The organism is Verrucomicrobiota bacterium (genome assembly GCA_037139415.1).
In the GTDB taxonomy this organism is placed as follows: Bacteria; Verrucomicrobiota; Verrucomicrobiia; order Limisphaerales; family Fontisphaeraceae; genus JBAXGN01.
The window spans coordinates 1-12,495 of record JBAXGN010000215.1; the positions used below are offsets into that span (position 1 = coordinate 1).

Here is a 12,495-nt window from a genome sequence, read left to right on the forward strand (position 1 = left end):
AAGACCAATCAGCTTGTATAGTTTGCCTTCGGAAACATCGGTAATGCGCACGTAGAGCCGCAACTGCTTCAGGTAATTGGCTTTTTGCAGGGTATATTTGCGGACTTCCGGTTGGGCATTCGCTGTTCCGTCAGTCAGAGGCAAGCCAATCTCCTGTTCCCAAAACGTGCTGGCTTTTATAATATTAAACGCAATCGGTTTGCTGCTGATCTCTTTTTGCCATTGCGGCACCTTGACGGTAACGGTCAAACGGTAATTGCCCTGCTTTTCAAGATCAAAATAGGGGCTAATATCCACATGCTTATTCGCGCGTTGGGATGATTCGACCATAAACAGGCCCTTCACCGGCACCTGCCCATTGCGCGCGGCCAACTGGCCATCCCGAGTCTCCACATAAAACGTCAACCAAGCATCATCTTCGCCCAATTGAAGTGACTGTCCAGACGTATTGCTGATGCGAACAACGACAGGAATGCCCTCGCCAGGCAGGAATTGCTCCTGTGCAATAGCGACTTCCACCGCAACTTGTGCCGATGCCAACCATTGACTCACCAACAGCGCGGCAACACCGAAACTCAATATTCTCATGGCTTCAGTCTAAACCTCCGCGAATAAATCGCAAGCGACAAAACATGCGGGTGATGAGGCAAGTTGACTCAGGATGCCGCAAAAGCAATCGGGACAACAACCTGGAGACGCCGTTCGCCTCCACTCGCCAAAGGAGTCGTAGTGAGCAAGGCACTCAGGGATCACCTCTGAACCGTGACCGAAATATCCCTGCTGAACCCTTGCTTATCCTTGGTATCTGGCAACTTCTGCCAATGCAGGTTACCGGTGTTTAAGTTGCTAACCAGGATCCGTCCCAGGATCATTCCCTTAGTGCTATACAACGATTGATACACAACCAAATCGCCATTCGTGGAAATCCCGGTGCTCTGACTTACGACTGTTTTATCCGCTAACTTCCCGCTTACGGTCGTGCTTCCTGTCGGCAGAACTTTAACCGTCAAGGTCCCGAGATTGGTATTGACCAGTGAGTAGGTGCCTTGGAATTGATTAGTTTTGACGGTCAGCCATTGTTGATCGGCCAGCAGTTCGGACTCCCATCCGTTCGTCACACCAACGGCACCCTTTATTCCCATGGCACCAGTTTCTAAAGCCAATTTCACTTGCAGCCCCGCTTGTTTCCCACGCAGAACAGTGCATACAGTTTGTCCGTTCAGATTAAAAGCACCCGCGAACGGATAGGTTGTTCCCTGATGCAGGAGTTGCCCAGTGAACGTCCCCTTATCCGTTAAAGATAGTTTCACCGCGCCGGAATTAGTGAAATCCACATTGGCGTAGTCCACCCCCCCATTGGTGGTAACCGGGAAAAATGATCCCAGATAATCCCCCTTGCGCGGGATGAATAGATTGGTCACAAAATTAGCTGTCAACGTCAGGTTGGAGACCATCTGGAAAGTGCATGCCGGCTTGATGGTTGCCACCGTTACGGCTCCGGTGCCCGCTTGTGCAACCCAATTTGAAAAGAGCCAGTTTTTACCGGGCAAAGCAGTCATGCTATTAAACTTTCCGATTTCCAATTTTTTACCATTCAGATTTGGCGAAACTGTGCCAGTCCCATTGGCGGTTACCGTGAGGACATTGGTAATGGCATTGAAAATAGAAAACTGCAGACCATTGTAATTACCTGAGCGATCAAACACATACACAACCACAGTATTTGTGCCGGCCATCGGCCCGAACTGCAAACTCCAGTTAGTCGTTCCAGTGGCCAGAGTCAAGGGATATTTGCCATTAATCAGGTACCACACATCACCCACTCCGCCAGCATCGTTTGCAGTCCCGCTGACAGTCACCAAGTTGGTGCTAACGCGCGCGCCATTTGCCGGCGATTTAATGAACATGGTTGGTCTGCTGTTTTCAGCCGATTTTAGTACAATATTTATCGTGTCGCTTGTTGCATTACCAAGGGTGTCCCAAGCTTTTACCCTGATGGAATTCGTCCCTGGCATGAGGGTTTCATGGCAATTCAAAAGGAACGTGTTACTTCCAGTTACATTCAAATTGGTAAACAGGTAATAGCCAATACTGGCGGACACTTCAACCATATACACGCCATGATCACCCCGCCCGGTATCCGTGACCGTACCGGACAACGTAATATCGCTCCGGGTCACTGTTTGCATGTTGGTATAACCATTGATGGTAATCAAAGGACCTTGGGTGTCTGACATTACCAACAGGGTCACCACCGAGCTGGTCACCGATCCGTAAGCATTGTAAACCACCGCCCACAAACTGCCATTGTAACCTGAACTGACATTGGTAGGGGCATATATCTGATTGGTTGAAACCGGCAAATTCCCGCCACCGGAAGCACTGCGCCAATACCATTGATAAGTCAGCGGCGCAGCTCCCGTTGCCACCACGCTAAAGTGGGCAGTCTCTCCCTGCCACACAGTAACATTGGTCGGCTGGCTGGTGATAATCGGAGGCGGTATGGGATTAACCGTCAAGGTCGCCACCGCGCTGGTCACTGCCCCATAAGGATTGGAAACCAAAGCCCACAAACTACCAGCGTAATTCAGGGGAACGTTGTTAATAACCAACGTCGCATTAGTCCAATTGGTCGAAGTCCCAATGCCGCCCGTACCCTGCCAGTACCATTGATAGGTCAGCGGCCCGGCACCCGTTACCGCAACGTTGAAGTTGGCAGTATCGCCCTGCCAGATGGTGAGGTTGGTCGGTTGGCTGGTGATGGCGGGCGGCGGCAATGGCGTTACGATCAAGGACGCCACCGCGCTGGTCACCACTCCGTAAGCATTGGTAACGACAACCCACACACTGCCAGCATAACCCAGGGAGGTATTGGTGAAAACCAACGTCTGATTGGTCCAATTGGGCGAACTACCACTGCCACTCGTACCCTGCCAGTGCCATTGATAAGCCAGCGGTGCCGCACCGGTTGCCGTAACGCTGAAGCTGGCGGTATCGTTCTGCCAGACAGTAAGATTGGCCGGCTGGCTGGTGATGGAAGGCGCTGGACTAGCAGCCTGGAAAATCACATAATTCGTTCCCTCGACATAGATCAGGCCCCTTCTTGATGGGCCGCCATTAGAGGCGACAGAATAGGCAACGGTATCACTATTCGTTCCACTCGCCCCAGCGGTAATGGTCACCCAATTCGTGCAGGTCGGGTCAACGACTGCCACCCAACTGCAACCGCTTGTAGTCGTCACGATAACACTGCCAGTCTGCGCGTTATAGGAAAGGTTTGTTTGATTGGCACTGAGCGTGTAATCGCAAGGTGCTTTATAATTTTGCGGGTTGATATGCCCCTTCTGCATGGTCTTTGGAAACAGGCCGATACCATTGGGAGAAGCGGAAAAGTGCTCAAAACTCACAGAATAACCACCGTCCGCCGGGAAACCCGTCGGCAACGTCACCACCAAGGTCCCCAAGAGGTTGGTCCCTGCCGCCAGACCAGGCACGGAATTGGCGGCATCCACCCATACCGCGCCATAACCTGACGCATCCGTATATTCATACATAGCAGGAGCCAATAATCCAGTGGCGGCAAATTGGAATTGAGGCGGCTGGGACAACTCGGGAGTGCCGCTGAATGGTTTGACTAACGCATTCATCATAATATGGCGCACCGGCAATACTCCATTGACCACCACATAGATTGGAATGGATACCGTGGCGCCACCCGCCACGGAATCACCTGCCACGACTTCCACTGATTCATTCCCCGTAAGTTGCAGGGTCTGTTGCGGCGCATGTTGTGGCATTTTGGCAAAAGCATTGGTGGGAAAAGTAGGCTTCACCAAGGCATTGGATACTAGAATAGATTGCCGGATTCCGTTGCTCCAAAAACGCGCCACCCAACCGACATTGGGGTCCAGAGACCGGCGCAAAGTAACGTAAATATCATCCACATCAATGAAACCATCGCCAGTCAGTATGCCGTCAATTACGATATTCGTTGCGGCGAGCGCCGCAGGATTAACATGTCCATTGGAAGAATCCATCGCATCAAAAAAATCACTACCGGGCACCGGCCGATTCAGATTATGCCCGGGCGGATTCATCGCCGCCATAAAGGTTTGATGGACATCATCCATGGTCAATCGCCGATCACCAAAATCCCCCGCATTAAACCACCGGAAATTCGAAATGTCCCCCACGATATAGTCCTGGATACCCATTGTAATCTCTTTGACCGAATTAATGACCCCCTCGTGGAGCGCACCGTTGGTGGGAGCGATGATGTCGAACCCGGTATTCCAATCGGATGAAGCAGAGGCATTGAGAACCTGAATTTGATAGGCAGCAGTAGAAAGAGCATTCGTGGGAATTTGAAACGTGAAACTGCCCAATATGATTTTACCATCTTTCTTTTCAAACAAATTGATACGCGCTCCTGAATAGGTAATCAAATCCTGTTGAAAGGTGTTGTACAAGTTGGTGAAAGTGCGCGTTTCCAACCAAGCCACAGCCAACAGATTTGAATTATAACCGGTCGGATTGAGCGCGACGTCGTGCAGAACGAATTGAGGAACAATGGTGCGATAACGTTCAGCGCCATTGATGATAACCTTCTCAAGCAAACAGGAATTGAAGTTCAGGTTGGAACTCACAGCGGGAGTACTCCCGTTCGCATTGGTGATGGCCAGATCAAACCCAAGCGAGTAAACGGCGGGGGTGCCAGCCAGCGATAGCGTCACAGGAACTTGGAATAACTGTCCCGGCGCTCCAATAAAGACGCTTGAGGCCTCGCCGGAGGCAAAACCAAAACTGATTTGATTACCGGAAGCACGGGTGGCATCAAAGGTCTTGGTCACAATGTCGCTGGGCAGGTAAATATCGTTCGTGGCGGCCAGCGATACCCGTTTAAACCCGCGAATTTTAAAGGTAAGCGATTGATTGGTCCCCATGTTTAACGTAAGGGCTTGCCTGATATCACGCAGGTAGAAGTTATTCGTTGTTTCGCCAAACACCGGTTCCTGTCCATTCACCGTGTAAAAGATCTGAGCACCAGCGGTCTGATTAGTCACAGTAAAATAGGCGGCGTTATCACCAATAATGGTGGGGGCGGCCACTTGGAATATGATACGAGCTTGCACCACCGCACTGGGCAGACGGCCCACGGAGACGCATCGGGCTTTCAGGATCACATCCGGATAGGGAGGCGGGCGCAGCAAGGGAGAGGGTGCCGTCGAGGCATCAACATCCAAATCCGGAGCCGGTGTGCCAATTGCCGGCGGGGCGGGGTCTGGAATACTGGTGGTGTCAAAGGGATCCGAAGGCGTCGGGCCAACGGTGTAATAGGCGTTCACATCCGCTTGCTTCTGGATGGCAATAATTTCATCATCATCATTGTTCAAAACGACGCTGGTGAAGGTGAATAAAATAATTTTTCCGGCGGCAGTATAACGCACAAATCCGATGGTCGGAGCCGGAGCGGGCGGCTGTGCAGCCATCATTTGAATGCGTCGAATCGCATTATTGGCTCGATCCGCGACCAGTACGCCGCCATTCAGAGTGTCCTTGGAAAGCCCGGATGGCGAGCTGAACCGAGCGGCGGTCAAGGCACCATTGACCAAACCGGATTGTCCCGCCGCCCCAGCCAAGGTGCGAACCGAGTACGCACCCAGATTGGCATCCCACACCACTTGCCGAATTGTGTTATTCTTCTTATCACTCACCAGAAGTCCCGTGACCCCTCCCATCCACAATAAACCACTGGGAGCACTAAAGGTGGCATTGGTGGCATACTCTGAATCATTGGCACCGGAAATTCCCACCTGACCGGCGATCAGATCAACACTTGTGGTGGTGATATTGGTGCCGGTGCCCGTGGTATGAATGACACGAATCACGTTATTCAAGGTGTCGGCCACCCAGATATCACCATTGTTGCCGACCGCCACCGCGCTCGGGCGGAATAAACCCGTCGCCAAAGTTTTAATGTTCCCGTCCACCATCAGCACGCGAATCGCCCCATGGCCTGAGTCGGCAATAAAGATATTGGTATCGTTATCCACCGCCAAGCCCGATGGCGCATTCAAATACGTCAGCATGGCCGTATTGGTTATGGCGAGGTGATTGGCTGGTTTGCTGGCAACGGTTACTGGGTCATTGGTGATGCCAGCCAGTGTCGTCACTGCGCCATTGGTTGAAACAAAGCGCAAACAGTTGTTTCCGTTATCAGACACGACAAAGCCGCCCAAGGCATAAATGATATACTCGGGCGAATAAAAGGTGGCTTGGAAACCATTGTTGCGGTTATCGTATCCCTGCAAACCTGCCGCACTGCCAGCCAATGTTGTCATGACCGCACTGCCCGGAATATATTTGACGATCCGGTTGCTGGCACTGTTGGCTACATAAATGTTTTGATCCGGACCGACCACCGCAGACATTGGTTCCCATAGTCCGCTACCGATCACCGTATCCACCTGCTGGGCGAGCGCTTCCATCGTCACGAATACGCTCAGCAAAACTGCCAGGATAATTTTAAGTTTCATGGTCTTCATCGGTTTAAATTGTTATTGCGTTGGTGCTCATGCATCCGGTCCCGTATCATTACGGATTCACCTTGATTCGGAAGAAACGTGTGCCTGTCCGGTTGGTGTCCGTAATCAGCACCTGCTGATAATCGCCGCTGCCGATCACATTGGAAACAGTGTTCCAGCCGCCGAACGGCTGGTTAAGCGACTCAATCGTGTACGATTTTTGCGGGGCAGACAGCCAACGCAATACCACGTTGCGGCTGGTGCGAACCCCTGTTGGCACAGCACTCATTTGCAACTTGGACGTGTTATCCATCGGGTTGGTCCCCATCAAGTATTCGAGCCAATTCGGCACCCCATCATGATCGGGATCAGCATTCCAAAGCGCATTGGTGGAATCCACTGAACCGAAGAACCGCACCTTCCATTCATCCGAAATAACATCACGCATTGCGGGCGCGGCCACCCCGACATAGACCAAGCCGGGAAGGGTTTCAATCGCGGGATCTTCGGCTGGCACCACCGTCTCATTACCGCCGCTGACAGTCGGGAGACGCACCCGGTAGGCCTGACCAACCGGGGCGGTCAGCGGCACTTGGAACTGCACATATCCCAGTAGGTTGCTGCCGATCAACGGCGCGGCAAACTGACTCCATACCGCATACGCCTGCGCTTGTTCTAGTCTGCCACTCTCATACAACTGGTTCTGAGCCGGCACAAACGTCACAGGAGTGGTCACCGCCGGTCCCGATCCAACTGGCTCAACGGCGGTCCGCAACAACAGCCCAGTCAATGCTTTACCTGAAGCTATTGTGGCCGAAATCGGAACCAGTACCGTCTGGCCAGGGGCCACATTCCCCAATACGTCGCCAATCATCTGCACCTGCCGTGACCATACCTCACCCAAAGGCAGTGCCGGACTACGGCGCGGCATTTTAGAGGCACCAGCCAAATTTGTAACCACACGACTGCCACCGGACCATTCCCGCCAAAGATTCGTATTGTTGTTTAAACCATAAACCCGCCTCAAAATGGTTTTCCAGTCCAAAAAACGAATATCCCCATCGCCACCAACGATGCCCGGTCCATCCTCGGGAAATACGTCCATGGCATTATACGCGTCGCTTTCCATGGGTGGTATCCGTATTCCTAACGCGGCCATATAGATGGCATTCACGTCCGCCAAGTTGTTGTTAGTGCGGACCGTATCACCAAACTCACCTGCATTATACCAACCACGCGGCACAACATTACCAACCATATAGCCGGGGTTCCCAACTTGGATGGTTGTGCCACTAGAGAACAAGGGAATATCCCTGCCTGCGCCATCCAACGCGGTAGCCGAAACGGTAATCGTGTACGTATCGCCATTGGCCGCATTAGCCGGAATCGGTATGGATATCAAGTTAAGCACGCCAAAATTTTGAATTTGCCCCCCCAGCGCATTGCCAAGGGCAGCCACCACAATGTACCGACTGGCAGGACCAGTGCCTGAATCTACAATCGGAAGATTGGCTCCCACCAAACCGGCAACGGGAATAAAATCGTTGGTGGTCAAAGCCACCACCTTGAACTGATTGTTTATCGGTTTTCCGTTGCTCCAGCTAACCGATAGGTAATAGGAAACCGACTGAACGAGTACTCCAGGAGTCAGATTTACCACCAACGGCAGCATCATGGTGGAACCGGCACCCGCCACATAGCTGCCATTCACACTGGACGGGATGCCAATGGAATTAACCGTGGAAGGAATCCCCGCGACCACCGCGCTAGCATTGGTGCCATCATACGCGCGCACCTGCAAAGCAGTTAGGTCGTTCGTAGAATTAGCCCAGCGAATCGAGCCAAGATTGCCGACCATGCTTACTCGCAGGCTATTGGTGGTCGGTACCGTGCCATCCATGGTATAAAAGACATCCGGCAGCGTGCTATTGATGAAGATCGTTTGACCGTTGGGGAAATAACCCGAGTTGGGGGTAAATACCGGTGCTGCAACCGCATTGGTCGTTCCCCCACCTCCCCCACCGCCAGTCGCCAGACCGCCTCCAGAGGCCCGTCGAATGATGTGATAATAGTTTTCTGCCGTAAATGCATCACCAGACGGCGTAACCACAACTGCCTGAGGTGAGCGGGCGGCTGGACGATTCGTGGTCGAATTCTGCAAATCCACCGTGCCATCCACCCAACCGCGCAGCAACATGGGCGAGCAAGTAGTGCAGTTCGTCCAGTAATTGGTGGAAACCCCGTAAAATGTCGAGGTGTAGCCATCCGGTTTTACCAATCTCACACGGTGATTATCTCGGTCTGCAACCAAAATGGACCCATTAGGGGCCTTGGCAATGCCTTGCGGGGCGCGGAACGCCGCCAAGGCACCAGGCCCATCGATAAAGCCGGCACCATTCAAAACGCCATTCGTGCTTCCACCAGCCAACACATTGGCAGAAAGAACCTTATTCGTTGGATCAAAGAACTTGATGGCGTTGGCACCAGCATCACTCACCACCACTCGTCCGCTGTCCAGAATGGCAACCCCCATCGGCATGACGAAATTAGTCACCACCAGATTGGACATGGCGCTATTGGTGATCGCAAACCGTTTGATGGTGCGCAGCAATACGCTGGCATTGGTCTCTGAAACGTAAAAATTAGTGCTGCCATCCATGGCAAACGCGGTGGCATTCACCAAGCCGCTGACGTTGGTTTTCAGGAAATTCAGGTTGGTATCATAGCTGCGGATATGGTTTTTGGTGAGCACGTATAGCGTCCCCCACCGGTCCACCGCCACTCCCATGGGGGTGTTCACTCCCGTCAGCCCGGATAACAAGGTAATCGTTTGCCCAGCCGAAGTCGGTGGGAAGATTTTGCGCACTTTACCATTCCCGGTATCCGCAACAATCAGGTTACCTTGCAAATCCACTGCGATACCCGAAGGGCTGTTAAACCGCGCCCCGGTAAAGTTACCGCCATCCGCAGAGCCGCTAAAGGGACCGGCTGGCGTTGCCTTACTGGCACCCGCGATGGTTTCCACCTTAGGCTGTGCCATGGCATCAATGACCGCAAAGGCCAGGAACAGACACAATCCCGGCACCCATCCCCTCGCCCGCCTGCGGGCGGGATACTGCGGAGCGGAAGCTGTGATTTTCATAGTTGCAGTAAGTTGAAATTTCAAAGTTGTTTCAAAACCCAAGCCAACCATTGTCTACTAAAACAGCGGACGATATTTGCCGGCCGGCTTGCCACTATCCCAAGCGGTTGCATCAACATCCGGCTTATCCTTCAATTTGGTTTTTATGAAATCCATGGATGCCGGCGAGGCGGCTTGGAAATGGGAATCACGCACGATATTCGGGGTGACAAAAATTAGAAGATTCTTTTTGTCTCGCCCCTTTAAATCGTGCCGGAAAAGCAACCCAAGGCCAGGGATATCGCCCAAAATAGGAATCTTGGTATAGCCCTTGCTCGTGGTGTCCTCAACCAAGCCTCCCAACACCAAGGTATGCCCATCCGGAACCATGGCTTGGGTGTTAATTTTCTTGCGCTCAAACACCTGGCCCTGATTATCCTGGCCATTCAATTTGGACGTAATGACTATCCCTAAATTAGAAATCTCTGGCTTGAGGTCCAACAAAACATTGGTGTCGCCAACCACCCTGGGGGTAACGAGCAACTTGACGCCCACTTCATTGAGAATGACGTCCTTCACCTTGAGTTCATAATTCGGCTTGGCGGTATTCTGTTGCACCACCCCACCGGACACCGCCCCTTGCGTTTGCTCGAAAACAGGTATGTTCTGAACCACGGATAATTCGGTCTGGTACCCCTCCATGGCGACTGCGCGAGGGGTAGAGATGGTTTCGGTGTCCGAGTCTTCGTTCAAGAAAGACAATACCGCCCTAACTCCGTCGGCATTCAAAAAGGCGACACTGGGATACAGTCCACGAAGCGTATCCACGCTCAACCCACCGCCACCGCCACCGGCGGTGTTGACTGGTCCCAACGCATTTCCAAACAGAGTACTAAAGGAACCTGAACTGGAAGCCGGCGTACTGGAACCACCACCTGCCGGGCCACCCCCTGGCAACACTCCGCCCCCACTGGAAGTCGAAGTCCCAGTAGTCGTAACGGTGCTACCACCGCTCTGCCCGTTGCCAAAGGTAACGTTTTGATTCTTCATCGTTTGACTCCAGTCAATACCCTTGACTGAACTCAGCGTCTTGGAGGTTACCATAAACCGCGCTTCAATTAATACCTGCTGACTGGCAACATCGAGTCGGTTGATCAAATTAGTCAGGTTGACATATTCGCTTTCGGTAGTCTGCACCACCAATTGGCTGGTGCGCGTATCCGCCGTCACCTGACTGCGCGCGCTTAGCGATGCCTTCACCAAGCTGATAAGATTGGTCACATTGCCGTACTTCACCGAGATAACGTGCGGCACCAACGGTTCCTGAGCCGTGGGGTCCTTGATACTAATACGGGTGACTTTGGTCTTGGGATCGGTGATGGCGGTGTAGCCGTAGTTGTCCAAAAGGGCATTCAGCGCCTGCCGGGCGGTGATCTGCCGCCATTTAATGGAGACCTTGGGCAGTGGCATTGGTTTATTATCGGCCCCAAGTGGCGTCTGGGTGATCTTGGGATCCATGTGGACGTTCATATTGGCCATGTCGGCGAGACCTCGAATGGCGGCATCAATGGTGGTATCCTGCAGATCAATGACGGGCATCACCTCGTCACCATCGGCAATCGCCGCCGTTTGAGCGACCAATTGGGGTGAAAGACAAAGGCAGCCAATCACCGTCATTCCGACCATCGCCAGGAGGGTTGTTTTTGTTTTCATGGTGTCTATTTATATTAATTGTTGACGCCGCTAAAAATCAGTATCGGTTGGCCCGCCCCACCAAAGGAGCGAACCGTGTCCTATTTTATTGTTCCTTCAAAAACAGTTCTCGTTTTTCGGTCTTGCCATCTTCGAGGAAGAGGGTGACTTTTACAGATTTGGGCTTTATCTCATCCACCCGGATACGTGCCTTGGCATCGGGAATCAGCCCACCCTCGCCCGTGCGAAAGATTTGGCCATTGATAATCGCCCGCATACTGCCGATGATACCATTAAGGTTCAAAACAACGGACGGCGGAGGCTTGGAAATTGGCCCCGGATCAGGACCAGGAGTAGGCGGCACCGGCTCTGGTTTGGGTTTGGGGGGATTAAAGCGAAGCGTACCTGGAAAGAATGGATCACGACCAAAGCCCGGCTGGTTGGTGCGCGAAATGAATTCCGCTCTGGGGATGGGCTTTTCGATTACAGGTTCAGGGACAACCGGCTTAGGAGGTGCTTGCGCGGCCCATAGCCCACTCGCGAGCACGGTACCAACGATCACCGCCCACCCGCCCATCCGCCAAGCCATCCGGCGGGTCTGGTTATGGAATTTTGAATGGGAGTTCATTTTATTTGGGCTTTAAGAGCGTAACCACTTCAAACTCAAAGGAGATTTTTTCCCCATCCGCACTCGCATCCGGAGGCACGGGATACAGATTCAGTTTCTGCGTCCGAAAATGCGGGAACCGGTTTTCAAAGTCGGCGAGGAATTGGCCAAAGTCGTGAAAATACGCAACCCCGCGCAACTGAAACAGCTTGGCTTTGTAGGGGAAACTCTGATAAACCCCCAACTCAACATCCGCCGGCTTGCTGACGAAAGGGATTGCAACCATCGGATACGGGATTTTGAATTTATTCAAGGTGCTGATAAACCAGAAATATTGGTCATTCCCGCTGGCCATTTCAGCCTCGACCAGCGCCAGTTCGTTGGAACGAGAAAATAAAATTTCTTCCACCGTGCCGGATTCTTTGACGCGCGCCTGCGCATTTCCAACACTAGTCGAGATATCGTTGAGTTTGGTCTCGATTTTGCTTATCTGCTCATGCTGGCCGCTGATGGCAAAATACCAGAGCGCCACTGCGACGATTACTGTAACC

Annotated in this window: 6 protein-coding genes; all 6 read right to left on the reverse strand. The window is 52.5% G+C overall.

Annotated features, from left to right (window positions below):
- On the reverse strand, positions 1 to 588 hold a 588-nt coding region (locus WCO56_25680), incomplete at its 3' end, for a hypothetical protein (protein ID MEI7732989.1).
- Positions 589 to 749: 161 nt separating this feature from the next.
- Positions 750 to 6,536: an Ig-like domain-containing protein gene (locus tag WCO56_25685; GenBank protein MEI7732990.1), complete on the reverse strand. Its 5,787-nt coding sequence runs from the start codon at positions 6,534 to 6,536 to the stop codon at positions 750 to 752.
- A gap of 58 nt (positions 6,537 to 6,594) precedes the next feature.
- Positions 6,595 to 9,666 carry a chitobiase/beta-hexosaminidase C-terminal domain-containing protein gene (locus WCO56_25690; protein MEI7732991.1) on the reverse strand — a complete coding sequence of 1,024 codons (3,072 nt, stop codon included), beginning with the start codon at positions 9,664 to 9,666 and terminating at the stop codon, positions 6,595 to 6,597.
- Positions 9,667 to 9,723: 57 nt separating this feature from the next.
- Positions 9,724 to 11,358 carry a secretin N-terminal domain-containing protein gene (locus WCO56_25695; GenBank protein ID MEI7732992.1) on the reverse strand — a complete coding sequence of 545 codons (1,635 nt, stop codon included), beginning with the start codon at positions 11,356 to 11,358 and terminating at the stop codon, positions 9,724 to 9,726.
- An 85-nt stretch (positions 11,359 to 11,443) separates the two neighbouring features.
- Positions 11,444 to 11,965 (reverse strand): hypothetical protein, encoded by a 522-nt coding sequence (locus WCO56_25700; protein MEI7732993.1) that lies wholly within the window; start codon positions 11,963 to 11,965, stop codon positions 11,444 to 11,446.
- A gap of 1 nt (position 11,966) precedes the next feature.
- Positions 11,967 to 12,495: hypothetical protein (locus WCO56_25705; GenBank protein MEI7732994.1), on the reverse strand; the 529-nt coding region annotated here is incomplete at its 5' end.

Coding starts and splice junctions, on each gene's coding strand:
- WCO56_25690 (MEI7732991.1), bottom strand. CDS start 9,666: ATGAAAATCACAGCTTCCGCTCCGCAGTATCCCGCCCGCAGGCGGGCG.
- WCO56_25685 (MEI7732990.1), bottom strand. CDS start 6,536: ATGAAACTTAAAATTATCCTGGCAGTTTTGCTGAGCGTATTCGTGACG.
- WCO56_25700 (MEI7732993.1), bottom strand. CDS start 11,965: ATGAACTCCCATTCAAAATTCCATAACCAGACCCGCCGGATGGCTTGG.
- WCO56_25695 (MEI7732992.1), bottom strand. CDS start 11,358: ATGAAAACAAAAACAACCCTCCTGGCGATGGTCGGAATGACGGTGATT.